At 53.7% G+C, this 24,985-nt stretch carries 20 protein-coding genes; 9 read left to right on the top strand and 11 right to left on the bottom strand.

What is annotated here, in order from left to right; translation table 11 throughout:
• Nucleotides 1-68: 68 nt before the first annotated feature.
• Both CGZ80_RS20905 and CGZ80_RS20900 read left to right on the top strand, forming a co-directional pair.
• A complete protein-coding gene (locus CGZ80_RS20905) occupies nt 69-1,874 on the top strand; it encodes a sulfatase-like hydrolase/transferase (RefSeq protein ID WP_094417642.1) in 1,806 nt (601 codons plus the stop codon).
• A 270-nt stretch (nt 1,875-2,144) separates the two neighbouring features.
• Nucleotides 2,145-3,500 carry a BBP7 family outer membrane beta-barrel protein gene (locus CGZ80_RS20900; protein WP_094417632.1) on the top strand — a complete coding sequence of 452 codons (1,356 nt, stop codon included), beginning with the start codon at nt 2,145-2,147 and terminating at the stop codon, nt 3,498-3,500.
• A 19-nt stretch (nt 3,501-3,519) separates the two neighbouring features.
• Here CGZ80_RS20900 and CGZ80_RS20895 read toward each other — a convergent pair whose 3' ends face one another.
• A complete protein-coding gene (locus CGZ80_RS20895) occupies nt 3,520-5,385 on the bottom strand; it encodes an alpha-amylase family glycosyl hydrolase (protein ID WP_409994561.1) in 1,866 nt (621 codons plus the stop codon).
• A gap of 348 nt (nt 5,386-5,733) precedes the next feature.
• Between CGZ80_RS20895 and CGZ80_RS20885 the strand changes: the two genes are divergently transcribed.
• Nucleotides 5,734-6,489, top strand: a complete 756-nt coding sequence (locus CGZ80_RS20885) for a HEAT repeat domain-containing protein (protein WP_094417630.1) — start codon at nt 5,734-5,736, stop codon at nt 6,487-6,489.
• A 20-nt stretch (nt 6,490-6,509) separates the two neighbouring features.
• Here the strand turns inward: CGZ80_RS20885 and CGZ80_RS20880 are convergent, their stop codons facing one another.
• Nucleotides 6,510-8,009, bottom strand: a complete 1,500-nt coding sequence (locus CGZ80_RS20880; protein WP_094417629.1) for a cryptochrome/photolyase family protein — start codon at nt 8,007-8,009, stop codon at nt 6,510-6,512.
• A 310-nt stretch (nt 8,010-8,319) separates the two neighbouring features.
• On the opposite strand from CGZ80_RS20880, the gene CGZ80_RS29155 reads away from it, so the two are divergent.
• The 3 genes from CGZ80_RS29155 to CGZ80_RS20865 all read left to right on the top strand — a co-directional run bounded on the left by CGZ80_RS29155 (nt 8,320) and on the right by CGZ80_RS20865 (nt 15,253).
• On the top strand, nt 8,320-9,273 hold the full coding sequence (locus CGZ80_RS29155; RefSeq protein ID WP_158222798.1) for a PAS domain-containing methyl-accepting chemotaxis protein: 954 nt from the start codon (nt 8,320-8,322) through the stop codon (nt 9,271-9,273).
• Between the two features lie 170 nt (nt 9,274-9,443).
• Nucleotides 9,444-14,657 (top strand): serine/threonine protein kinase, encoded by a 5,214-nt coding sequence (locus tag CGZ80_RS20870; protein WP_094417627.1) that lies wholly within the window; start codon nt 9,444-9,446, stop codon nt 14,655-14,657.
• Nucleotides 14,658-14,680: 23 nt separating this feature from the next.
• Complete coding sequence (locus CGZ80_RS20865; RefSeq protein ID WP_094417626.1) at nt 14,681-15,253, top strand: sigma-70 family RNA polymerase sigma factor; 573 nt, start codon at nt 14,681-14,683, stop codon at nt 15,251-15,253.
• 637 nt (nt 15,254-15,890) lie between these two features.
• Here CGZ80_RS20865 and CGZ80_RS20850 read toward each other — a convergent pair.
• The 3 genes from CGZ80_RS20850 to CGZ80_RS20840 form a co-directional block, all read right to left on the bottom strand.
• Nucleotides 15,891-16,247 (bottom strand): hypothetical protein, encoded by a 357-nt coding sequence (locus CGZ80_RS20850; RefSeq protein WP_094417623.1) that lies wholly within the window; start codon nt 16,245-16,247, stop codon nt 15,891-15,893.
• A complete protein-coding gene (locus CGZ80_RS20845) occupies nt 16,244-16,528 on the bottom strand; it encodes a hypothetical protein (RefSeq protein ID WP_143544066.1) in 285 nt (94 codons plus the stop codon). The genes CGZ80_RS20850 and CGZ80_RS20845 overlap by 4 nt, the downstream gene beginning before the upstream one ends.
• Nucleotides 16,529-16,744: 216 nt before the next feature.
• On the bottom strand, nt 16,745-17,278 hold the full coding sequence (locus CGZ80_RS20840; RefSeq protein ID WP_143544065.1) for a hypothetical protein: 534 nt from the start codon (nt 17,276-17,278) through the stop codon (nt 16,745-16,747).
• 716 nt (nt 17,279-17,994) lie between these two features.
• Between CGZ80_RS20840 and CGZ80_RS20835 the strand changes: the two genes are divergently transcribed.
• Nucleotides 17,995-18,285, top strand: a complete 291-nt coding sequence (locus CGZ80_RS20835; protein WP_143544064.1) for a transposase — start codon at nt 17,995-17,997, stop codon at nt 18,283-18,285.
• A gap of 335 nt (nt 18,286-18,620) precedes the next feature.
• On the opposite strand, the gene CGZ80_RS27740 is transcribed toward CGZ80_RS20835, so the two are convergent.
• From CGZ80_RS27740 to CGZ80_RS20800, 6 genes are all read right to left on the bottom strand, one after another.
• Nucleotides 18,621-18,845 (bottom strand): hypothetical protein, encoded by a 225-nt coding sequence (locus CGZ80_RS27740; RefSeq protein WP_143544063.1) that lies wholly within the window; start codon nt 18,843-18,845, stop codon nt 18,621-18,623.
• 309 nt (nt 18,846-19,154) lie between these two features.
• Nucleotides 19,155-19,733 (bottom strand): hypothetical protein, encoded by a 579-nt coding sequence (locus CGZ80_RS20825; protein ID WP_094417618.1) that lies wholly within the window; start codon nt 19,731-19,733, stop codon nt 19,155-19,157.
• A gap of 397 nt (nt 19,734-20,130) precedes the next feature.
• Complete coding sequence (locus tag CGZ80_RS20820) at nt 20,131-20,793, bottom strand: hypothetical protein (RefSeq protein ID WP_143544062.1); 663 nt, start codon at nt 20,791-20,793, stop codon at nt 20,131-20,133.
• 582 nt (nt 20,794-21,375) lie between these two features.
• Nucleotides 21,376-21,858 (bottom strand): DUF6882 domain-containing protein, encoded by a 483-nt coding sequence (locus CGZ80_RS20815; RefSeq protein WP_094417640.1) that lies wholly within the window; start codon nt 21,856-21,858, stop codon nt 21,376-21,378.
• A gap of 186 nt (nt 21,859-22,044) precedes the next feature.
• Nucleotides 22,045-22,440, bottom strand: a complete 396-nt coding sequence (locus tag CGZ80_RS20810; RefSeq protein WP_094417616.1) for a hypothetical protein — start codon at nt 22,438-22,440, stop codon at nt 22,045-22,047.
• 760 nt (nt 22,441-23,200) lie between these two features.
• Entirely contained in the window at nt 23,201-23,644 is a 444-nt protein-coding gene (locus tag CGZ80_RS20800; RefSeq protein WP_094417614.1) for a hypothetical protein, read from the bottom strand.
• Nucleotides 23,645-24,362: 718 nt separating this feature from the next.
• On the opposite strand from CGZ80_RS20800, the gene CGZ80_RS20790 reads away from it, so the two are divergent.
• Both CGZ80_RS20790 and CGZ80_RS28780 read left to right on the top strand, forming a co-directional pair.
• Nucleotides 24,363-24,614 (top strand): hypothetical protein, encoded by a 252-nt coding sequence (locus CGZ80_RS20790; protein WP_094417612.1) that lies wholly within the window; start codon nt 24,363-24,365, stop codon nt 24,612-24,614.
• A 3-nt stretch (nt 24,615-24,617) separates the two neighbouring features.
• The coding region (locus tag CGZ80_RS28780) for a hypothetical protein (protein WP_233148559.1) at nt 24,618-24,985 on the top strand (368 nt) is incomplete at its 3' end.

Raw genomic sequence — 24,985 nt, 5'->3', positions numbered from 1 at the left:
ATTGATCGCTGCCATCGCTCTCCTGCCTCCACAACGCTTTGGCGAAATCAATCAAGGACTACTCTTCGATGAATCGCTGCCTCTCACTCGCCTTGCTGTGTCTCTGCTTCTGCAACGTTGCATTGGCCGGCGAACGCCCCAACATTCTTTGGTTGACTTGCGAAGACAACAACGTCAACTGGGTTGGCTGCTATGGCAATCCCTATGCAGATACACCCAATATCGACCAACTGGCCAAAGAGGGATTTCAATACATGCATTGCTATGCGAACGCGCCGGTGTGTGCGCCTCAGCGTAGTACGTGGATCACCGGGGTCCATGCGATCTCGATGGGTACGCACCCCATGCGAAGTCGCTATCCGATCCCACATGACCAAATCAAGTACTATCCAGACCTGTTGAAGCAGGCCGGATACTTTGTCGGAAACGATCGCAAAACAGATTACAACATCGGCGGACGCGAAGACGGAAGTGCTTGGGACACCAAAAAGACCGACTGGAATTCATTAAAAAACCATCAACCCTTTTTCATGGTGATCAACAGCACTCAATCGCACGAGTCAAAAGCGTTCGGTAATGTCAACCAAACCAAACGTGATCCGAGCAACGTTCGCTTGGCAAAATACCATCCTGACATTCCGGTGATCCGCAAAAACTATGCGCACTACCACGACGCCGTGAAAAAGATGGACGATGAAATCGGACTTGCTCTGCGAAAGCTGGAGGAAGCAGGACTGGCGGAAAACACCATCGTGATTCACAACTCTGATCATGGCGGCGTCATCGCGAGGAGCAAACGTTTTCTATTCAACAGCGGGACACACTGCCCTTTGATCATACGGATTCCCGAAAAATTCAAACACCTTCGCCCTGGTGACCCTGGATCCAAAATTGACGATCTGGTCAGCTTCATCGATATGCCCAAAACTTGGCTGGACATCTGCGGTGCCGAAGCGCCGGACTACATGCAGGGCAAAGTCTTCTTGGGCCCCAACAAAGAACCCCGAAATTACCATGTCAGCTTTCGTGGCCGGATGGACGAACGCTGTGATAATGTGCGTGCAATCCGCGACCGCAAGTTGTTGTTGATTCGCAATTACATGCCTTACGCACCTTGGGGTCAGCACCTGAATTACCTATGGCAGATGGAAGCCACTCAAGCTTGGGAGCAGCACCATCTCGCTGGCAAAACAGACTCCATCACGGGACGTTTCTTTGGGACCAAACCACCGATGGAGTTGTACGATACTGAAACGGATCCAGACAACGTTCACAACTTGATCGACGACCCACGTTATGCGGCCGATATCGCCCGATTGAACGGCGAACTCGATCGATGGCAAAGAGACATTTTCGACTCGGGGCTGCTGCCGGAAAGCGAAGTGGTCCGTCGAAGCGAAGCGTGTGGCAAAACGATCTATGAAATGGTCCGCACGCCTTCACTTTATGATATCGAACGTTTGCAAAATGCCTCTGCCGTTGCAGTGACGCAAAATCCAAGCGATCTCAACCAACTCTACCAATTCTTGGACGACGAAGACTCAGGTGTTCGCTACTGGGGCGTTGTCGGACTCTTCAACCTGCAACCATCGACGACGGTCGACATCGATCGGGTGCGCAAGATGTTGCAAGATGACTCGCATCACGTGCGAGTCATGGCCGCATGGATTTTGTACCGCGATGGCGACAAAAAGACCGCACAGCAGTGCTGGAACGATCTGCTACGCAATGACTCCTATGCTTCGCTAAAGATCTTCAACGTCGTTGACTGGATCGGCGATGGTATCGAGCCATACCGCGAAGCGATGCAACAATGTGACTTCAGCCACGGCGACTATGTCAATCGGATGAAGGAATACATGGAACTTCGGTAACGCTGCTTACCGCCCCCAGGGCCAAAAAGGAAAACCTACCAGCGGTTTCACGCGGGAAACTCTCGCGAGATAAACCGCTTCTACTTTGCAAGCTTGCCAAAGAGAGTCGACTTGGCAAGCTGCGGAATATCGGCAGTTGGCCAAACCCGCGATTGGCAGTTTTCCAAGGAGCATCAGGTGTGAAAGTTTAACGTCTGCGCGGCCTTTGCCCGATGTAACGATTAGGAAGAAACCTTTCAAGCTCCCTGATCTGCAAACTGACCGACCGCAATGGCTCTCTTTTTTCACCGCAAACGGCGGACTGTCGCGAAGTCAAACGTTGTCGCAAAAACGCTGTGCTGCGTTGCTGCCGTCGTCGGAATGAACTGTCATATGAAAACGTTTGGGGCGGACGCGGATACCGCAACCTCAACACGATCAGGACGCAAGGTTCAACCGTACCGCCGGATCGGACAAGCCTCTACTCAACCTGTCGTGCCGGTCGCGTACTCGGAAGCGTTATTTGACGGCGCCTGTGATTCGATCCCTTTGACCCAGCCAGTTGCCATGCCTCAAAGGCTGGCAAGTGTTCCCACGGGTGACTTTTGGGCGACTGCTGAATATCTGTACTGGGATCGCACTGGTGCGGAGTTCCCGGCATTGGTCACCACAAGTGACAGCGGCACGGCAAGGGCTTCTGCCGGAATTCTTGGGGACCAAACAAGCACACTGTTCGGCGGCGATCGCTATCTGGACGGCCGCGAATCGGGTGGCCGATACGCCATTGGCTTTTGGTGGGACAAATGCCATGACCTTGGATTCTCGTTTCGATACACCAACCTGGGCGATCAGAACGTTTCGTATGCTGCCAACAGCAATGATCACGCGATCTTGGCGCGTCCATTTGCGAACTCCGAATCCGGTTTCGAAGACGCCCGCCTACTTGCGTTCCCTGGCGAAGTCTCTGGCAACGTTCAGGTCGATGCCGATTCGAGCTTCGAGATGTTTGACATCTCGCTCTCACGGTCGATCTCGAACTCCCGTTCGAACCCCGTGTACCTAACGCTCGGCTATCGTTCGGCGAACCTCGATGAAAGCGTCACGATTCTCGATCACTCAACGTCGTTGACCGGAGCGACCCAGGGAACGTCACTCTCTTCGACCGACTCATTCCGTACCGAGAACCAGTTCGACGGCGTTCGAATCGGATTGTCAAACAACATCCCAATGTTTTGTGGTGTCGTCTTGGCGGTTGATGGATCCATCGGCGTCGGGCAAACCAGCCGCACCACAGTGATTGCGGGTCAGACGGTCACACAAAACAGCCTCGGTCAATCGACAGTTGAGGGTGGCCTACTAACACAAACGAGCAATATCGGCACCTTCGAGACCGACTCATTCGGGACCCTGCATGACCTTTCATTGAAACTGACGAAACAGATCAGCGGAAACTTGTCAGCAAACATTGGATATTCCATCTATGGCTGGAGCGACGTTGGGCGGGCGGCCGAGCAAATCGACCGCCGCGTCAACCCTTCGCAAATTCCTCCGAGCACACTTTCCGGCCCCGCTCACCCAAGTTTTGATGATGTCACGAGCGAGTTTATCGCTCACGGCATCACTTTCGGCGCCAGCTTGGCTTGGTAAGCCAACGCTAGCACGGCAGCTATTCTGCCTTCGGAACACCTGCGGCTTCTTTCGAGTAAATCAAAACCGCATAGGCCCCGATCGGCAGCTTCGCCGATGCCGGTGAAGCCTGGTGCCCCTGATCAGTCGCCTCGACATGTTCGACCGGGACATCGTCAAATTCGCTGCTGTAGCCCGCCCAATCGGAATTGAAACGTAGTTTCCACTCACCGGAGGATGGGAAACCGATTTGGTAGTCGTCCCAAACGCGGTTGGAAAAGTTCGCAATCACAACGACATCGCTACTTCGGTCATCGTCGTGCCGGACAAACCCGATCAGCTTATCGGTTTCGTTCACATGATGAATTTCAATGTGTTGTCCAAGTAATCCCGGCGTGGTTCCTGACACGTTTCTTCGCAAGTGAATCAGATCACGGAACAGCCGGTTGATCCCTTTAAACTTTTTGACGCGGTCCCATTGCAGCGGATCGCCGTCGTCAAACCAATCGTCCTCAAGCATCTCCTGACCTTGGAACAGCATTGGGATGCCGGGCGCGGTGAGAGCCATCGCGGCTGCCAAGACCGTCCGCTTTTGTGCGAAGCGACTGGTGGAATCTTCACTATCGATTTCCGTCGGAACACGAGCCTTGCCGTTGGCGACTTCGTCATGTGATTCGCTATAGACGACGCGTTGGAATGCGTCGCCGTTGTAACGGTTGCACAACGCATCGCGGACGGCCCACATGTCTCGGTAGTTGTCCTCGATCTCTTGGACCACTTGGCGGATCGGATGGACAAATCCGGCGTCCCACTGCGTGGTGAAACCCGCGCCACCGTGCTCGGTCTCCTTGGTCAACCAATTGTTCTTTTGCAAGTCTTCGGCGATCAAAATGCAGTTCGGATACTCGGCACGAATGTCGCGATTAATCCATTGCATCAGGCCCCATCCGTCGGCGATATCGTCGTTTCCGATCCCGGAAACCGTTCGGATGTACGCGGTCATGTCGTAGCGCAAACCGTCAGCGTGAAAATCACGCATCCACATCATGGCGTTGTCATGGATGTATTGCCGCACTTCACCGCGACCATAATCGGGACGCGTATCACCCCACGGCGTCGATGAACGATCGTCATTGTAAAAGTAGATACCGCCTTTGCCGTTTTCACTCCATCCGTCGAATTGCCAAAGGTCTAAATCACTTGGCCCGAAGTGGTTGTAAACCACATCAATGATGACGGCCAAACCGTGTTGATGCGCGGCCTTGATCAGTTTTTTGAGCTCATCCGGACCGCCGTAAGCCTGTTCAACGGCAAAGGGGTGGGCTGGGTTATATCCCCATGACCAGTCGCCCGCGAATTCGCCGACCGGCATGATTTGAATTGCATTGATCCCAAGTTGCTGCAGGTGCGGCAGTTTCTCGATCGCTGCTTTGAAGGTTCCAGGGTGATCGTCTTGCTTGCGGTTGAACGTACCGATGTGCATTTCATAGATGACCAGCTCCTGATGCGCGGGACGTTCAAACGCATCCCCGGCCCAGTCGAATCGGTCTTCATAGACGATCGCGTTGCCAACACTATTGGTGACTTCGCGGGCATACGGATCGATTCGGTCCAGCGTCAATTCGCCGTTGTAGATTCGGAACTTGTATTCGTCCCCCACTTTGGCCGTGTCGACATTCGCAAACCAGTAACCGTTTCCTTCGGAGACCAGCATGTGTTTGTCTGGTTTCCAATCGTTGAAATCACCGATCACGGCGACACGATCCGCATTGGGAGCCCAAACACGGAACCCCACGCCGCCTTCATGAACGATCGCTCCCATGCCAGACACCGACTCTTGCAAACCTTCGGTGACTGAATTGCTCGACGTTTCTGTCGTATCCGATTCCAGCTGCGTTGTTGACATGACGATTGAACTTCCAGGTTGGTTGTTTGGGGGCGAAAGGCTTTCAGCGTCTTGTGGTCAAAGCCAGATTGCGAAAGCCGGCGTCGCCTGAAGCAAGTTCTGGGCCAATCTTTTCGGCACTGCATTTTGCCGTGTTCTGGGAATTCGATGCCGGAACTGGCCTTGCTCCCCTGGACGAAATGCTGCCAAAGAAACGGTGCCAGATCGAACAACGATCAATTGAGTAACGACAGACAGAAGGGCAAAGTGGACTTGGCGTGCCGAGTTTTGATTTGCTAGTTGAAGGACAGCGAGGCTGAATAGGAACGCTTCAGCCCGCGAATTGGCAAACATCGCGATAGGATTGAGATGCGAACGCGACCGAATAAAAAACGTACATTGCTTCAAATCACGTTGCGATCGACCGCCCTGCTGCTGCTCGCCCCAGCGATCGGGGGATGTCACGACGGTCCAATGTATGCGTTGAAGTCGGTTAATCCGTATTTCACCATGCGTGCCTGGAAAAAAGACACCGCGTTGGGTGTCACCGACCACGAACGACGCGGTCAAATCCAAGCACTTGCCGGACAAATCGAAGACATGCCTGAAGAAAAGCAGGCGTTCTGGGCTGGCCACCTGGAACGGATCATGGAAAGCGATCCGAGTCCTGAAATGCGATTCCATGCCGTACATGCGGCCGCAGGAATCAAGTCCTCCGACGCTTCGCTGCGACTGATCGAGAAAGGCCTCAGCGACGAAAGCATCAAGGTACAAGCAGCTTCATGCCAATCGTTGGGTGTTCGTAAAGAACCCGAAGCCGTCCAACTGCTCGCCAAGACTCTCAACTCGACGACCGAACTGGATGTAAAGCATTCCGCAATCGCGGCGCTAAAAAATCACCAAGGGACGATCCCCGTTGATTCACTACGATTGATTCTCGAAGACCAAGATCCGGCCACCGTCTACTTGGCAATGGATAGCTTGCGTGGCGTGATGAAGGAAGATCACGGCAACGATCCTAAAGAATGGATTGCGGCGATCGACGCGACGCGGACGCCAGCGACGCCAGGTGGAGTCACTGACGGGTTGCGGTTTGCCGAAAAGGATGCTCGCGAGTTGAAGTAACCGCGAAGCGAACCTGCGAGTCAGGCTAATTCGCCGAGATAGTTCTCGGCGTTCTTCAAATGGGCATCCATTTTGGCTTTGTCCATTTTCTCAGCCATGCTGCACATCATCGCCCAACGCGGATTCTTGCCAAGTTCCTCGCGATGATTCCAAATCCATCGCCAGTACAGGCCGTCCCAAACATCGCACCATCGGCCTTTGGAATAGTGGCTCATCTTGCGGACGTAGGATGAACCCGAGAAGTAGGGCTTGGTCGTGATCAAACCCCCGTCTGCATTCTGGCTCATCGCATAAACGTTGGGAACCATCACCCAGTCATAGCTATCGATGAACAACTCCATGAACCAACGGTAAATCTCGTCGGGATCGATTTCGCAAAGAAACAGAAACCCTCCGAGCACCATTAAACGTTCGATGTGATGGCAGTACCCGGTATCGAGCAGCCGTTTGATTGTGTCATCGATCGGAACGATGCCGGTGGTCCCGTCATAGAAACACTTTGGCAGCGGGCGATGGTGCTGCCAATGGTTCGTCGTTCGCATCTTCACGCCCAAGTCGACGTAGGTTGCGCGCATGAATTCTCGCCACCCAATGATTTGCCGAACGAAGCCCTCGACCGAATTAATCGGCAAGTCATTGTCCTGGGCGAATTCAAGTGTTTTGTCGAGCACTTGCTGTGGCGTGAGCAGCCCAATGTTCAGCACCGGTGTCAAAACGCTGTGCCAAAGCCAGGACTGGCCTTCTTCGATCGCGTCCTCGTAGGGCCCAAAATCTTTGAACCGTTCTTTCAGAAAGACGTCAAACCACTGCAAAGCGTCCGGGTGCGTGGTGGGGTAGTACAGCGCATCCAATGATCCGGGGTGCCCCTCAAATTGCTCCACCACCGAATCCCTGACCTGCTTCTCAATACTGTTTCGAGCGATTTTTGGCAGCTCGGGCAGCGACTTCAATCGCGTCTTGGGGATCTTCTTGCGATTGTCTTCGTCAAAACTCCATTGCCCTCCTGCGGGCTCTCCATCGCCATCGAGCAAGACGTTCAATCGCGTCCGCTGCCACTTATAAAAATCTGCCATGAACCAGCGTTTCTTCCCGTCACGATACTCGCGGTTCTCAGCGTCTGAATTCAGGAAACCCGGTGTCGGTAGAATCGTCAGCTCAACACCCAACTGATCCGCAAGCTTCCGAATGCGGCGTTCGAGCACAAAGTCGACGGGATCGACCACCAACAACGACTGCTTCGACTTGGCGACGCCCGCAGTGATCTCCTCCACGCGATCAGAAAGCAACGGTTTCTTCGGATCGAACTCGAGATACCGCACAGACCGACCTTCCTTGGTCAGTATGGCCTCGAACTGTCGCATCGAAGCCCGGTGCAGCCATAGCTTCTGCTTGTGGAATTTCGCCGGATACCGTGGATCGTCGAAGAATAAACTGTCTTCGATCAGCACGACTCGGTCGACAGGATGCTCAAAAATCGGATGCGGCGCATAAAGCTGGTGTGGGAAGACGAGCGCAATCACGGCAGACGCGGTTCACAGGTGGCTTGAGAGAGATGGCGGACTGTAGGTGAGTAGTAACCGCTGATTGAATCAGCAAGGCAACCGAGGCGAAACACTGCCGTTTTAACCAGAACCTTTAGGGGGCGGCTGTACACCAGCGGGGCGTGAGGTCAGTAGGATGACGGACATTCGCGTGAAAAGGCCCCGAAGGTGCTCATCGTCTATTTATGGCGCTCCCACAATTGACTCCGACAAGTCTTCGGCGAGGACCAGTTGCCGAGTTGACATAAAAGAAAAATCAGAAGACGCCGATCGCACGAGAGGGCATCGCATGGGCTGGTTGTGGAATCATAGCGCGCTACAAGATCTCGAATCAGAGCGCCAAGAGCTGTGGGAATGCAGAGCCAAACTCGACGCGATCGCGAAGAATCAAGCGGTTGTCGAGTTCGCGATGGATGGAACAGTCGTCGACGCGAATGACAATTTCTTGGAAGCGATGAGATATGACGACCTCGAAGATATTGTCGGTCGACACTATCGCATCTTTATGGACCCTAGCGATCTCAACAGCCCCGAATACCAGAAGCTCTGGAAGGCACTGCAACGCGGCGAGCCTCATGCGGGACGCTATCGACGATTGCGAAGCGACGGTACACCGATCTGGTTTGAAGCGAGCTACTATCCGCTACTCGACCAAAACGGACAGCCCACCAAAATCTTGAAGTACGCGACGGAAGTCACGCACCTCGTTGAACGTGAATCGGCTAACAGCCAAGTCGGCGAAGCCGTCGCGACCAGCATCGAACAGATGGTCGAAACGATCAATGAAATTTCGTCGCAGTTAACGCAAACTGCACATCAAGTGACCAAAACCGAGTCGGAAATCGCTTCGAACGTTCAATCAGTCACTCGCTTGGAACAGAGCAGTCAAATGATTGTCGATGTCGTGGAAACCATCCGTGGCCTCGCAGAACAAACGAACTTGCTCGCTCTCAACGCCACCATCGAATCGGCTCGCGCTGGCGAGGCAGGGAAAGGCTTTGCGGTTGTCGCAAACGAAGTCAAAGAATTGGCCAAGCAAACGGCCAGTGCGACCGACAGCATCGGAGAAACAGTTGACGGGATTCGCACGCTGATCGCATCAAACGTCGAATCTTCGTCCAGCCTCAATGAGCGAATCCGCATTGTCACCGAAAGCATGCAATCGATCGCCGCCGCGGTCGAGCAACAATCGGCGACGATGGCAAACCTGAATCAAACGGCCACGCTCTTGCGAGTCGAGTGACGCGCCTCGCGAAAATGTTCATCGGAAAAATTTCTTCGGCCGCGTTGCGCCGCCCGTTTCTGCACGTCTAAGTGTTACCAGGATCGTTTTTCGTCAACGATGGCGTTGATCTTGGCGGTTCGGTTGTGTCCGATAGGCACAACCGCTGACACGAAGAATGCAACGCACCAATGCCTGCCTTTCCCCACAACGATTCGACGGATCTGGCCATCGCAAATGCGATTTCAGCCTGGCTGGATACCGCACCCGAATCCGATCGAATCTCCGCCGAGGATCTGATCGCTCGGCATCCCGAGTTGGCACCCGGACTTGAGGAGGCTCTTGCCGGCTTGAGCTTTGTCCGCATTGGGGCGACGTCGATCCTCGAAGACACTTGTCACGACGAGATTGATGCTGACTGCGAATATCCAGACATCCCAGACTTTGACATTGTCCGTGAGCTTGGTCGTGGCGGAATGGGCGTCGTCTATGAAGCACGCCAACTTTCGCTCGACCGAGTCGTTGCGCTGAAAGTTCTACCGAGGGTGAATGTCGAGTCAAAGGCGGCCGCACGTTTTTTGCGCGAAGCCGAAACGATCGCTTCGCTCCAGCATCCCAATATCGTGCCAGTCTATGATGCCGGCGTCTTCCAGGGTTTGCATTGGTATTCGATGCAATTGATCGACGGGATGCCGTTGTCCAATTGGGCCGAAGAAAATCGCTCGATAACCACACGAGAACGCTGTGAAAAGGCAGTTCAGTTCGGATTCGAGATCGCTGACGCATTGGAACACGCACATTGCAATGGCGTGATTCATCGCGATGTAAAACCCGGTAACCTACTGGTCGATCGAGACGGCAAGTGCTGGCTAACTGATTTCGGTTTGGCGCGGCGGGACGTTGATGTCACCGCCACAGCCACGGGTGCCATGCTGGGCACGCCACGTTATATGAGCTGCGAACAGATCGGCGACCAACAGCACATGGTCGATCGGCGTACCGATATCTATTCACTCGGCGCGACGCTCTACGAACTCGTGACAGCTCGCCCGGTTTTCGAATCCGAATCGGCACTGACGTTGCTTCAACAAATCTTAAGCGACGCCCCTATTCCACCGCGCAAGATCCAGCCCCAAATTGCGCGCCCGCTCGAGCTTGTGATTTTAAAATGCTTGGACAAGGAAGCACTTCGTCGATACCAAACCGCGAAACAGCTGGGCGACGATTTGCGAGCGATTCGCGACAACCAGCCGATCATGGCCCGAGGATTGTCGGCTTGGGTGCGTGGCGAGCGATTTTGGCGACGCAACCAATGTCAAATTAGCTTACTCGGACGCAGCGTCGTACTGACTATCATCGCCTTGGCGTTCCTTTCGATTCTGGTCACGCAACTCCAGCGATCTCGGCAAACGAAGCTGCGTTTGTCGACACCGGGAGGACTTTATTTCGCTTCGATTCAACCAACCGGTACGGAATCGCAAGCCAGGAAAGACACCGAACCAGTTTTGGTGACGACGCCAATGCAGCAATCACTGCAATTGCGCAAAGGCAAGTATCAAGTTCGTTTCGAAGGGCAAGGCCGCCCGGCTGAGACTTATCAATTTGATCTGCAAGACAGTGACGAGTCTCGATTCGAGTACGTTGATCGACGCCCTGACGCGGCAATGATTGATATCGATCAAAAACTGGCGAGGGTTGCGTCCGATGGCGCGTTACTCGTTCTCGATCAAGATCATCTCAAGGCGTTCGATCCAGATGGCTCGGCGCGTTTCTCGATCGACCTCGATGACTTGGGCGAAGACTTTGATGAAACAATCGATTCGAAGAACCTCACGGAAAAGCTATTCGGATATGACTCGACATTGCCTTTCCAGGGGTGGCAAGACGGTCACCACAACGCCTTCGCCAATACCCAAAGGCTGTGTCCGCTTCCAAAGGACTTGGACGGTGATGGACAGCCAGACTTCATCGTCACCTCTGGACAGTTCGCAGCGATAGCCGCGATCAGCTCTCTTGGAGACGTGATCTGGAAACGAAAGCTGGAAATTGATTTCGAGCCAAACTTTTCGATTCAATCACGCTCCCGGAATGAAATGCCGTACGAAGTCATCACCGGCATCGATTTGCTGGACTCGCAAACACATGCAGGCAACGATTGCTTAGTCGTGACTGCCGCCGTGGTCGATCCTCAAGGTTATTGCCGACCAGTTTGTATTACGCTGGACGCCAAAGATGGCGACACGGTTTATCGCAACGACTTCCCAACAATCAACATGCGGACGAAACGCGATTGGCCGTTTCACGGACTTTTGCCCTGTCACACTGGTTTCTCCAAAAACGAAAGATCTCGTCGAGGCCCCTTCCGACTTGCTACGCTGACCGTGCGTTCGGCCAGCTACACATTGCACAATCAAAACTGGTCCAGCCCCAGTGCTAATTCCTCAATCACACTGTATCCCAAACCACTGATTCTCGCTCGCCCGCACATTGCACCGGTTGGTGTTTTCTTGGACGGTGACCAACTCTTCTTTCGAGGCTTGACTGGCGAGACAATCGATGCAGCTGAAAAATTGCCAACTGTCACATTGCCGGACCAAGCAATCTTCGGTTTAAAGTCAGTACGGCTAGCCGACAATCGAACCGGAATCGTCGCTTTGGTCAACTCGCCGAACCGAGCCTACCAGTCTTGTCAGCTTTGTTTGGTGATCCCCGGAGAATCCAAAGCAGCTTGGACAATCTCACGCGAAATCAACACCATGGATTTGGCAGCCGGTGCAACCAAGTCTCCGTTCCCAATGATCGTCGATCTAGACCGTGACGGTGTGGACGAAATTCTGTTTCCGAACGCAACGCAGAACACCGTCAGCACCCCGCATCTCGAATGTTTGGACAGTTCCAATGGCCACGTGCGTTGGCGAACAGGTCCAATCCTTAGCTACTCGCAGGTGATTGACCATTGCATCATGCTGCCCGACTCCGATGGCGATGGCGTCAACGAATTGGCCCTCGTCAACCCGGTCATCCTTCATCCGACCGATGAAACCAGCGACCTTCCCGTACTGCAAGTCACCGTTGACATCATCAGTGGGCGAACAGGGAAGACGCTCGGATATCGCTCTGAAACAGTCAGTGCCGAAGGCGTTCCGAACCAAGTCGTGGAAGTTGATGATGTGCACTACCAAGACGGCAAACTGGTCTGTTCGGTCGTTTGGGGCGACTCGATCGAAGTCGAACTCTCATCGGCCACATTTGAAATTGATTTGGCAGAACGAAACAATACACAGGTCGAACGTGGTCTCACCGTTATCGATTCAACCTGGGAAAGCAAACACTCAACCAATCTGGCTGGGAGGTGGTATCGTAAACGCAGCGGTCCCTATGCCGCATCGTCTGACCGTGCCGTCTGGTACCCACATCAACCTCCGATCACTCGCTATGCGAACCAGACACTTGGCGTTGACTGGACCAACAACGGCAACCCGCGAGTTCTAAAAGGAAACGCTTGGGTCGTAGACTGTATCGATCCCCGCAACGGAGACATCCTCTGGAATGCCGATACCAAATGGCTTCTAGACAAAACGAAACTGGTCCGTCGGCCGAGCGGAACCGTGGAACTGATTCTTCAAAATAACACTCATGCTCATTCGTTTCCAACGATTGTTGATGGGGAAACCGGCCGACGACAATTTGAGATCGATGAGCTGGCACTCGGAGAAATTCGGCAAGCTCATGCCGCTGGCCACGACGGCACCGAAAACTGGTACCTGCTTGCCGAAGCTCCGCATCAACCGGGCACCTCATACATCAATCGAAAAGGCTATGTGTTGTGTGCGCTAGATCGAATCTCAAAACGAGTCGTTTGGTCACGCCCGCTCTATAACGAATTGGAAAACAAACCTCACCTCTATCCGGCAACGCTGTTAATTCTCGACGTCGACAATGACGGAATCGACGAAATTATCACAGGCGACACTTCTGGTGGGTTGCTACGATGGCTCTGCCTAGACAGTCGTGACGGGGCAATCAAATGGGACGCCCCGATGAAGGCAAGTAGCGACGGCAATGCCTGGCCTTGGAGCGTGCCATGGCCGATGGCACAGCCGATCGGAATCGGAAATCAAGTCGGTTTGGCGTATCTGGATTCTCTGTTCAATCAGCCAAACGGTGCCGTTGTCAACTGCATTGACGCTGCGACAGGAAAGACGTTGAATGCGTCGCCCATCGATCTGTCACAGCGTCTCGGTCAAGACCTTCGCGGATCGGTCATGCATGACCGCTTAATGCTGCTTCCCATTACAAACGACGGCATTCCGAATCAGCTGACTTTGGTCTATCGAGAGCGACCTACGTTTCAACGCAAAGCTGTCCTTCTAGAACTCGATGCTGGCAGACGCCTCCAAGAAAGGAACGCGTTCGATGTGAAGTCGCAGTTTTTGTATTACGACGCCAATGGTGATGCCACCCTCGATCTGATCGACCTTGAACAAACGACGATTCGAATCCGCGATGCAATCAATGGCGATATTCTGCGAACGTTCGAAGTAGCGGCAAACGGTCGAAATCTCGGCGTCGATCAGGTATCAGAAGCGAGATACTTGCGCATTGCCAACATTGAGGGAAAGATTGAATGGATTGACTTACACACAGGAACGCTCGCCTATCGGTCCGAGTTATTGCTGATGGAACGGAATTCGCAGAACGCCGAAACACGTTTCCTATTCCCGAACGGTGGCGGGGAAACATTGGTGGCAACAGAACCTGGCGGTGTGATCCTGGCTCAAAACCCAATCTCGAAATCTTCGACGTCTTCAGCGGCCAGCGATACGCCGGAGCTTGATTGTCAACCGCACGCCGATGATCCGCGTTATCGCCGCGAACTCAAGGCGTTTGGTATTTTCGCAAACCAATCGATCGTTGACCTCGGTCAGAAGGCACTGCTAGCCTTGGTCGCGCTCGTGCTCCCTGCAGCCATCCTGTTGCGGATGCTACGAAATCGCCGATGGTCATTGAAAACACTGATGCTACTGCCACTGGTCGCCGCGATGGTACTCTTTGGCTGGTCACAATTGCTCGCCGATCCCTCGGGTCGCTATCTCGATCACTTGGCGATCGGCACCTCCGTCACAATGTGCCTGATTGGAAATGTGTGGATTCTTTTGCGGCAGCGGCGGCGATCTATCATGGCAACCGCGCTCGCGGCATTGATCCTGAGTCCATTCTTTGTCGCCGCCGCCCATTCGCAAGTCAGCGTTTACGGGCTGCCGATGAATTCGGTTTGGACATTGGAAAACGTGTTGTGGTCGGCGCTTGCAATCTTCACCCAGTGTGCGGGACTGATCTATCTATTTTCGCCAATCATTGACTTCCAACAGAAGCGACGGCGGAACGTGGCGGCGTTGGCATAGTCGTTTAGCAGAATCGCTTCCTGATGAATCCAGATCCAGAACAATCGCTGCAAGAAAGTTGGTCAATCGGTCGTTTGCGACCGTGGCTGCAGCTTGTCGCCGATCGCGAACTGCCGCCAGCACTCCGTGGTCGTGTCGAAGCGTCCGACATTGTGCAGCAAAGTTTGCTAAAAGCTTGGCAGGGCGAATCAAACTTTCGCGGTACGACGCACCAACAACGTCTCGCTTGGTTGAAGATGATTTTGCGGAACACGATTCGTGATCAGTACCGACGCGAGTGCTTGACCCAATCTCGTGGCGAAGGCGACGTTGCGTTGGCCAGTGAAGTGTTCGCGGCGTCTGACGTTCGGCTCACAGAATTGGTACAAGCCGATATTGCGACAGCCAGTACCGAGTTGGTTGCGGCAGAAGAATCGTTGGCCCTGGCCAATGCTCTCGAAAAGCTGCCGGAAGAACAGCGACGTGTAATCACCATGCGACACTTCGATCAGTTCACGTTTGCTGAGATCGCTTCGGAACTCGAAAAGTCAGACGCCGCCGTGCGTATGCTGTGGGTCCGAGCGCTGCGAAATTTGCAACAGATCGCTGTCGAATAACATTGCAATCGGAGCTCGCCGCTGAGACCAATTAGCCCACCGATTCTTGCCGAACGGAGATGCTGTCCAGCGTGCAATTTAAAACGCGTCGTCTTCACGCCGCTCCTTAAGTACACGATACCCACCCAAATTGCGTCTAGCAACACAATCGCCACCACAACGGAACGTAGGAATTTTACCTACAAAAGCTAGCAGTTTTCACTCGATGATTGTCCTCTAGACCGTTAAAAATGGGTCCGAGTTCCTCTTTACCGCCCCCCGCCCCGGTTAGGCGATGTATCTGTACTTCATTCAACGCTGCTTTGCGTGCCACCGTTCCTGCCGTATCCTGTTTGAACAGCTCGGAACAGATGTCGAATGCCATCATTGCCACTGCAAGATCCGAGCAAAACAAGTTGAACCACAGCACGAAAGCTCGCGTGCTGACGCATAGTGCTCCTGACATCATCTCAAGCAATCACGATGCCACGGTTTACGATCTCACCGTAGTCGCTGGCATTTCCGGGGCAGGGCGTCAGAGAATCAAAACTCTTCGACGGCACCGTCGACTTTGGGTCTTGAACGTCCGCGTTTTCTTCGCCCCGGATGGCCGAATTCGGTAGCTCGGCGTGCCAGCCCCGAGGTTCGCTAACCACCTTCAATCGATCTTGATGCCCCGTATCCAGGGAAACAGGGCGAACCGGAGTGATACAGGTGCCAAGAACACAACCGCAGATGTGACAATACCGATTCCAACCGTCACATTGCTGCGTGACAGAATTAAGTACGATCCGGTCCACAGCAGCCATGGCGCTCGATAGCGTCTGCGGTAGGTCCGACGTCCTTCGTCTGGCAAATTCAGGTACCAATTCGTCCAGTCAGTCAGGTGAGCTTCGGGACGCCCCCTTCGCCAACCGATGCTAAATCGTGGAAGTTCCGGGAATGCAGCCCACGGCGGACGCAAGTTGCCATGTTCGTCGCGAAGATCACCGGCCTCATCGTTGTACTCGATCATGACTTCAAAATCAGCGGTTCATTGAAGCGGTCAGTAGAAGCACAGTAGCCTTCGCCTTCGCCGCGCAAACAACTCACTTCTTTTGAAAAGTCAACTCGCGGATTTGGTTGTCGCCCTTCGTTCTGTGTCCCCAAAGCATTCGATTTGTGGTTGCAGTCCAGTAGATCGATCATTGCGTCTACGACTTGGCGTTTGGCCTCGCATAAGTTTAAACGCTTACCGATGGTCTTGTCCGCCCATCCGCGAGCACAGCCACCATCTTGTGCAATCTCTTGCGACATCGCCAGCCTTGGAACCGGTTCAACAAGAAGACTTTCGATCGAGCTTGGAACCGACCAGCCACCCACAGCAAAACAACTGAAACGTTCGAGCCGGAAATAGAAACATCAATTCTGGGATGAAGGTTCGCGCGAACCAAACCGGCATAACGCGAGCTCGACGAATCGGCTCGCTTGCCGCTTATCCTCTTGGCGTTTGACCTGAAGCGATCCGATGGTTCATCGCCGTTTTTCCAGCAGCCCGAAGTCTTTGAAGCGCAGCACGCATTCAGTTTTTCCATCTACAGGATGCGGAGTCATGATAGAACACCACGAATCGCCGAGCAGCTCCGCATTTATATCGAAAGTGTAAAGCCGATCAAACAGAAAACCATGCAATCGGGTACGAAGATCGAAATGGATCACTGAAGCATCGCTGGGATCAATCAACGACGAATACATGAATCGATTCGCATCCCAAACTGCGACGTGCAGCTGATGACCAGAAAGGTCAGGGCCATGAATCGCGACGACAACATTGGCGATTCGGAACTGATCGTGCATCAATTCCTGTTCGGAGGTAAACACATGGAACGATGTCGCACCAACACTATTGTCGATTCGCGTGACATCAACAGATGTCACTTCGCCGAAGGAAAAGGTGTCGTGAAAACTGTGCATTCGCGTTTGTCGATGAACGGCCGCGATGACCGAGTCGCGGCGAAGGAGTTTGCAGTAATTCGTTTGACAAGGACTCCGCGACTTCGTGTCCATTGCTTTGTTCCGCGTCATCCTGGTTTGATCAACTTTACCAACCACCATCTATCGTATCCGAATTAAACTGCCATGGGATAGTTTGCGGTCGGGGCGTCGGATGCGATTGCTTGCATCGCTTCAATCCCGACTTGGATCAGCCGCCAAAAAAGAACGGTTGACGTCGTTCGAAAGTCCGTTGCAATAGCCGCGTTTAAATAACAAACCGTCGCCAATCGACGGGCCGCAAAAACACACCAAGCCCCAGTAGATGCGTCAATTGAAACGCAAATGGAATATGCGAAAGGGGAACACTGATCACCGCTAATCAGCACTAATCGATTAGTGTGTATTAGTGATGATCAGTGTTTCCGAATTTGCAGTACCCACCCGCCGGCGACGGACGGTTTGATAACCAGTTGCCATTGCTCAAGCTCTGTCTGCAGCAAAAACAATCCTTGATTCACCAGCAATCAATCTTCAACTGCGGAACGATTTCGATCACGTAGCAGCCGCAAACGACTTGCCTCTTCATTGAACACAACTCAGCGGCTCACGCGCATCGAGTTGTTCGCGGTCTACCCAAGACGACAGCCTTCAGTTCGCCGCTGACGACGAGTTTACCCGATCGGAATCGCGAAGGGTAACTCGCATCGCATCAGCAGCCGGCGCGTCAGGCGTCGGATTGTCTTAAATCGCCATCCTGCTCGCAATCGATTGCCCGGCGTCGGATTGAGGTGGGATTCGCCCAGCACATCTTGCCGAGCCGCTTCCAAATGGTTCGGCACTATGGCTGGATGACTGCCAATTCATCGATCCGTCTCGACGAGATCCAGTTGTTGATCTGGATGCAGTTGGGCTGGGTGTACTGGTTAGCAAGCGGTCATGCGAAGCAGCCCGAACCGCTGACGAGTCATCCGCACTGCAAGCACTATGGAAGCCGACTGCGCGTGGTCGCAGTCACCTTCGACCCGATACTGCTGCCACGCGGACCACCGCAAATCGACTTCAAAAAGGGCAACGGTTGATCGATAAAATGCCCAAGACTGTGAAAAAGCAAACGTCATCGGGAAGGCGAACAGGATCGGTACGCGCACACACAAGCCAAACGCACCTAAACCGCCAAGCAACAAATAAGCTGGGCAAGTCGATCGCCTACGTGACGCGATCGGCGATGAAGTCGTCCCCAATCTCGCAGCACAGCAAGCTAATCGAGACGGCAAAAAGGGATCGGAAAGCAACAGCCAAGAGAAGCGAATCCCAAGCCTGAAGCGACGGCCCAAAGAAGATCAAAGGGCTTCTTGAACAGAGGACTTGAGCTTCGGCTCGCAAGCTCGCGAAGTCAAATCCTTACTGGTTCCGACTACCCACCGATACGGTGTCGAATTTGGTGTGGATCGTTCCCCGTGTGCACGAAGTCATAAATTAGCATGTCGGGGTCGCCATTGTAGCTGACCTGCCGATTACTCGTCAGTCGAACGTTCTCTAGTGGCACATCAGATTTCCGAATCGCGTCGATCGACGAATTCCAATTCACATTGATGAGTGTTTGAAGTTCGTCAAACGTCCAAGCGTAATGCTGGGGCACTGCAAGTCGATCGTATTCGTCGTGCAGATCGCGCCACCCAGTTGGCCAGTCACCAGATGTTCGGATGTGTTCGATGATGAAGATAGCCGTCCAATCTGATGCATACGCCTCGCGTGAAATTCCGATAACCTCACTTGCAAATCGGCTCCCCACACACCTACACCGACAACGAGAAGAGCCAATGCGATCAAAAATACGCGACGCATTTGGCATCCAAATTGATTGGGGGGAACGTCGCGCATTAGCGGGCCGGCGTGATACGTGTTGATTTCAAGACCGACCGCGGCTCCGTTGCATGCGGTTGTTGAGTCACTTGCGTAGTTCAAGGTGAATGTAGCCATCGCATGCAGCCGCAAGCCCGTCGGACTTCATGGCTTCAATCTTTGTGTTTGGGAGACGAGTCGACAGCTCTTCAATTTGTTTGGCCGTGAGGTTCGTCTCAAACAGATTCAGGTATTCGAGGCGATCCATTTTCCCAAGTGAATCGATCATCGTAGCGGATAGTCGCACACCGGAAATGTAAAGATGACGCAACGTTCGACATTTTGAAATGCGTGCAAGTTCGTCCTCCCGGACGTCAATGTACGAAAGATCCAGCCCGTCGAGTTTTTTGGACTGCAACAATTCGTCAAATGTGATCGCGGCCTTGTAACGCATTCGACCCGTTAGACGAATTACACCAAGTTCTTCGATATACGAAGCAGGAAGTTGTTTCGATTTCAGTCGTTCTTCGGCGAGGGCTTCGCCACGAGGGATCAGCCAAGCGCGACAAACCGCATCCGATTCAACAGTGAGTGCACGAAATTCACGCCTCGGTGGTTCTAGCGCATGCAATCGTGAGATTGCTGAGGTCGCGCAAAGGATGGTAACCAGGATTACACAAATCATCGGCTAACCTCTGAGACGTAACGGCAGACAACACCGAGGACGCGCGCGTCCTTCGGTCGATGTGTACGCCCGACATGGGCGTGAGCATGCGGGGTGCCGCTTTCGTTTCAAAATCCAGGCTCGTGCACGAAAGCGGAACTTGAACGACAGGTAGTCCACCAAACGTGAATTGAACAAGCTTAAGTACTAGACGAAGGCAACAGCGGCGAGGTGACGACAATCCATTTCGTCAGTCACAAATTCGAGCCGACTACCACAGGTGCGTCGACATGTACTTCCCGAAACTCGTCAACCGCCTGAAGCGCAACGGCATAACGCGAGCTCGATGAATCGGCTCGCTTGCCGCCCATCCTCTTGACTTCTGACCTAAAGCGATCGATTGGTTCGCCCACCTTTGTCAGCAGCGAGAATAGTCAAACTCAGGCGTTCGATTGTGAATCAGCTCGCCGAAAATCCATTCTAGCATCTCCGAAAACGATCCAACAACGTACGACGCACCATTCTCGTGAGACAAATAACCGGCGTCGCCGGACGAGTTACAGACCATTATGTCGCCACGGGATGAGTTACCGAATACGGTCGTTGTGTCGGCAGGGAATGTTGGGTTTGTCGATGGTGTCCCGTAGTTGTCGACCGAAATGTGGCTGCTGCAGGGAAAGATCCCGCCAGCAAAACCGATCGAATCCCAGTGCGCGATTGACAGGAGATCGTAGAACGAAGCAAAACGGGTGTCGCCACAGTCCGCGGTTGGTGTGCCAAGCATGCAAGGGTATTGGACAGGGTGAAACCATTGGAATGCTGCAATCGTCGCTCGATCCATCATGTATGTGTCTGCGAGCAGCAAAGTCCATCGACCGTCAGCGACAAAGTTGGTCAAATACTTGCGTAGGTTCGGAATCGTTGCCTCTGACACCAGTTCAGAAAAGTACGCCGCAGGATCGCGGAACGCATCCCGAACGGAAGCGGTGATTATGTCGCGATGCGAGTCCAGCACGGAATCTAGGTCGTCGCTGTCAGCGAGGACGAGTGTTGTGCCGCCACCGTCGTTGGGGCGTTTCATCATTTGATTTAGGCGAACGGCGTCGATTCCCGAGGCACGGCGAACGAGTTTGTAGTGAATCGATTGACGAGGACTCCGTGCCTTCGCGTCCAACCGATAGGTCGCTGCGGCCCCACGACGACAGTTTGCAGTTCGCCGCTTCCGACAAGTTTACCCGATCGGCATTGTGAAGGGTAACGAGTTGTGAACCAGCAGTCGGCGCGTCAAGCGACGGATTGTCTTGAATCGTGCTCGTGCTCAGCAACGCGGTGCTCGTAATCGCACTCAGTTGCCAGGCGTCGGGATGTCTTCACCGGCCGAGTCGACCGCGCACCAATCAATCCTTGACATCAAGAGCGATCAATAGGAAACAGAGGTCCCGTGACTTCCGCTGGGCGGCATTCGAACGCACCAACTCAAGTCGTCGACGAAACAGTTAAACCACGAAGTTCGCGAAGAACACGAAGATGTCATGGGGATGGGCATAAGGCGTTGGCCATTGCAGCCTAGGCTACATGCGCGAACGTGGCGGTTAACGTGGCGGCGGCCAGAAACCGTTGACTTTAAATCCGACGTGATCTGCCGCTCACTTTCAACCGACTGTTATGTGCCATCTTCGGGCTTGCTGATTTGGACCTCGCCGAACGTCATGAACACGTAGGACGGACCGGCAGGCCCGCGATAAGCACCTTGAGCGCCACATAGCCTTACCGCGAGGGCGACCATCGCCCAAGCATCTCCTTCAGTGCCAGTCCATTTTCGCGTAGTCAGTTTTTCAATGCCGTGCTTTTCCCCATATTCCTTCAATTTCCACGCATGGGATTTGAGGTCGTCGGAAATCGACGGATTATCCCAAGCCCATAGCCAGGAGTTGTCGTTGGTGCTGAACGAACCGATGATCTGTGCCGGTGCAACCGCCTTTGCGCCATCCGCATTCGAGAATACGAGGTCGCCTACATCTTGATCGATGTTCCATCGGTCGAACGTGCCCAGTCCCCATGCCTTGTGAGCTTCGGTCTTGAGCTGCAGTTCTTCCATGCTGACATCGAGCAGATCTTGGAAGTCATCCGACTTGGGAGAGGACATTTGTGGCTCCTGTGGCTGCGGGGAATTGCCGCAACCGCTCGTCGCCACAACGAGTAGCAGCAAACAAACGACGAAGTGTGAATTGTGGCACATAACGGTAGAAATCACATGGGAGGGAAAAACGACGTGCAAGTAGACCTCAAACCGCGACTCCCGCCGTCACGTGGATTTCAAGGTTACATGACCCTACTCGCTCCAATCACCCGTTTGCTGATCATATACAACCAAGTCAAGGCTATCGGCAATTTCATAGGCAGTTTCGAGCGCGTTCTCAATAGCAATCTCGGATTCTTCCCAATAGGGAATTGAAAATGCGATTTCAGTCTTGAAGACTGCGATCTGAATAAATGCGATTTCAGTCTTGAAAACTGCGATCTGAATAGCCCACTTCGCATTCTTGTGAATGTACTCGGTGCACACCGGCGTCTCGGATTCGATTGAGTATCCGTATACTGGAAGGCGAAGTTTCAAGTCGTCAGTGACAGAGAGACCGAGCGGTGGAATTACAAGCTCGTCCAACTCTGCGCCTACAAGTACATCATGCTTGACGCTGCTCACGTAAAGCAGGATTCCGTATGCCATCTCATTCTTTCCTCAAGTAGCGCTACGCATCAGCGGGCCGGCGCGAGACACGTTGATTTCATAACCGACCCGACCGCCGACTCCGGGCGAGTAAACCGCAGTCTCTTTGGTTTAGGTTACGGTTTGCGCTCCCGGTTTGCCACCGGTTTCCCGATTGTAGTGTCACACGATTGTTACCATGCCGCATTGACTCTCGGCCCCTTTCAGAACCGGACGTGCGCTGTTGACGCATCCGGCTCCCAGCCAGCACTCGGCTCAGCCTCTCATCGGATTGGCCCTCGACATCGCGATCAAGTCCGTCAAACGCGTCGGCTGAACAAGCGCAAAGCGGTCCAGGTAGCGAAAGAACTCCGACCAACTCTTCGAGCGACACTTCTTGGCCGGGCGACGCTTGAGCTTGAATCGCCCTGCGCGGCCCAGGCCTCCGACAGTCACTTGCCATGACGCGACCGTCGATGCTGCCTTCAGGCAGGCACACACCTTGGATAGGATCCAACAGGAACAATGATTTCGGAGCTCAACACCATCCACAACCGGACAACCACGCCTGGTGCTTTTACCCCCACGTCCTTTACGCGTACGCTTCAACGTTCGACTTCGAGAAACACTCTTCTACGAACGCTGCAACACTCGATACGAAGCCTCGGGCTAGGAGTTACTTCGACGGGAGTTCCACCCGCTTGTCTTCAGACCATTGCCAGTCCGCACGTGCACGCAATTGTTACCCGACTTGGGTGTCATTTGCCGGTAGGACATTCATTCATAATCGACGATAAGGCATTGGCACACGATCACAGTCGTCGCTGTCCGCGAAATCATCCCAACACCAAAGAATATCAGAGTAGTTGCCGTCCACGAGTATCGCGTGGACGGCAGTCGCGACTTCTTGGATTTGTGACGATGTCGCAACCATCACCGAGCCGAAGAATCGACGAATCCAACCGGGATATCGCGCCGGCGCGATTTGGAGTATCCATCGTCGGTCATCGCCGTGGTATTGGGAAACAACGATGTCGAAGTGTGCGTTTTCGTGAACGAGCTGAATCAAGAATCCAGAGTCTCTCCAATCCCCAATCTCACCGATCGACCAACCGCGTGATCCTAGTCCATCAGCGATTCGCCGAGCAAATGACTCGCCACGTATTCGGTCGCCAACAGATTCGGGCTCGTCTCCGCGAAAAGTTGCGTTCTGAGATCGAGCCATGCGTTCACGTGTCTCTCTGTCGGGTAACGGGACGGATCACGCGGGCCCGCGAAAGATTATCCACTTCAAAAACCACGACGCAGCGACTCGTCGTGGATCCGCTGGTTACCCGTCGCCTTCAATTGCGAACAATGGAACAAGTGAAACAAACAGTGACATCGGGAAACCGGACGCTAGTCGTCGAGGTCCATTCCAATGTACCAGTAACAGCTCGCCTCCACCAATGCGAGCATAGGCACGCGCAATCCAGATCCTATTTAATCCAATCATCAGGATGGATTGGATACAGGTGACTCCCTTAAAATCTACATCGACCGCCGGTTCGTACGACTCCTCGGTAACGTCGGCACGGGGCCGGACACAGCGATCAGTGAAGTCGCGCAATTCGAGTTCGAGTGATTGCGGGGATGCCGCTGGTGATTGTCGAAGCGGAAAAAGGCTAGCAAGGACGTCCGTGGCCTCGTGCGAGATGCAGATCGTGCAATCATCGTCGATTAGTTCGTGCGTCGCATTGGGTGGGATGCAAAACGCAGCAACTCCCGGGTATTCGATTGTCGGCCAATCCGCGTCTGAGGACATCGTCAATTTGCGGTGGCAGCTTCTTCGATCGGATAACGATATCAATCACGTGGCCGCCGCAAACGACTGACCACTTCAATGAACACAACTCGGCGGCTCACGTGCATCGATTGGTTCGCGATCTACCCTGGACGACAGTTTGCAGTTCGCCGCTGACGGCAAGTTTACCCGATCGGCATTGCGGAGGGTAACGAGTAGCGAATTTGAAGTCGGCGCGTCAGGCGTCGGATTGCCTTCAATCGTGCTCGTGCTCAGCAACGCGGTGCTCGTGCTCAGCAACGCGGTGCTCGTGCTCAGCAACGCGGTGCTCGTGCTCAGCAACGCGGTGCTCGTACTCGGTTGCCAGGCGTCGGCTTGCCTTCATCGGCCGAGCCGACCGCGCACCAAGTAAGCCGTGACATCAAGAGCGATCACCGGGAAACAGAGGTTCCGTGAACTCCTATGGGCGACATTCGAACGCTCCATCCATGCCGTCGACGAGCTGTTAAACCACGAAGTTCGCGAAGCACACGAAGAAGAGATGGGCACGACCATGAGGCGTTGGTCAGAGCTGCCAGCGCGAACGACACGCGTAACCGGGCACGCGCGAAAGATTGTCCATTTCAAAAACGCCGCCTCGCGTGCTCCGGTTCACGCGATGGTTCAAGTAAGCCGCTACGCGGCGGTTGATTTTGGGAAGCAATCCTGTTGGAAGGAGTGGTTCACGTTGAACCGCTCTGCACACTCCTTCCATCAGGACCCTACGATGTCCAAGTCTAACAA

The organism is Rhodopirellula sp. MGV, assembly GCF_002251265.1.
Lineage (GTDB): Bacteria > Planctomycetota > Planctomycetia > Pirellulales > Pirellulaceae > Stieleria > Stieleria baltica_A.
The sequence above is the reverse complement of the archived record's forward strand: the minus strand, read 5'-3'. Positions and strand labels throughout refer to the sequence as shown.

What these genes read in the sequence shown, in the direction of transcription:
- CGZ80_RS20905 (WP_094417642.1), top strand. Translation starts at nt 69, where the DNA reads ATGAATCGCTGCCTCTCACTCGCCTTGCTGTGTCTCTGCTTCTGCAAC.
- CGZ80_RS20900 (WP_094417632.1), top strand. Translation starts at nt 2,145, where the DNA reads ATGGCTCTCTTTTTTCACCGCAAACGGCGGACTGTCGCGAAGTCAAAC.
- CGZ80_RS20895 (WP_409994561.1), bottom strand. Translation starts at nt 5,385, where the DNA reads ATGTCAACAACGCAGCTGGAATCGGATACGACAGAAACGTCGAGCAAT.
- CGZ80_RS20885 (WP_094417630.1), top strand. Translation starts at nt 5,734, where the DNA reads ATGCGAACGCGACCGAATAAAAAACGTACATTGCTTCAAATCACGTTG.
- CGZ80_RS29155 (WP_158222798.1), top strand. Translation starts at nt 8,320, where the DNA reads ATGGGCTGGTTGTGGAATCATAGCGCGCTACAAGATCTCGAATCAGAG.
- CGZ80_RS20870 (WP_094417627.1), top strand. Translation starts at nt 9,444, where the DNA reads ATGCCTGCCTTTCCCCACAACGATTCGACGGATCTGGCCATCGCAAAT.
- CGZ80_RS20865 (WP_094417626.1), top strand. Translation starts at nt 14,681, where the DNA reads ATGAATCCAGATCCAGAACAATCGCTGCAAGAAAGTTGGTCAATCGGT.
- CGZ80_RS20850 (WP_094417623.1), bottom strand. Translation starts at nt 16,247, where the DNA reads ATGATCGAGTACAACGATGAGGCCGGTGATCTTCGCGACGAACATGGC.
- CGZ80_RS20845 (WP_143544066.1), bottom strand. Translation starts at nt 16,528, where the DNA reads ATGTCGCAAGAGATTGCACAAGATGGTGGCTGTGCTCGCGGATGGGCG.
- CGZ80_RS20840 (WP_143544065.1), bottom strand. Translation starts at nt 17,278, where the DNA reads ATGGACACGAAGTCGCGGAGTCCTTGTCAAACGAATTACTGCAAACTC.
- CGZ80_RS20825 (WP_094417618.1), bottom strand. Translation starts at nt 19,733, where the DNA reads ATGATTTGTGTAATCCTGGTTACCATCCTTTGCGCGACCTCAGCAATC.
- CGZ80_RS20820 (WP_143544062.1), bottom strand. Translation starts at nt 20,793, where the DNA reads ATGAAACGCCCCAACGACGGTGGCGGCACAACACTCGTCCTCGCTGAC.
- CGZ80_RS20815 (WP_094417640.1), bottom strand. Translation starts at nt 21,858, where the DNA reads ATGTCCTCTCCCAAGTCGGATGACTTCCAAGATCTGCTCGATGTCAGC.
- CGZ80_RS20810 (WP_094417616.1), bottom strand. Translation starts at nt 22,440, where the DNA reads ATGGCATACGGAATCCTGCTTTACGTGAGCAGCGTCAAGCATGATGTA.
- CGZ80_RS20800 (WP_094417614.1), bottom strand. Translation starts at nt 23,644, where the DNA reads ATGGCTCGATCTCAGAACGCAACTTTTCGCGGAGACGAGCCCGAATCT.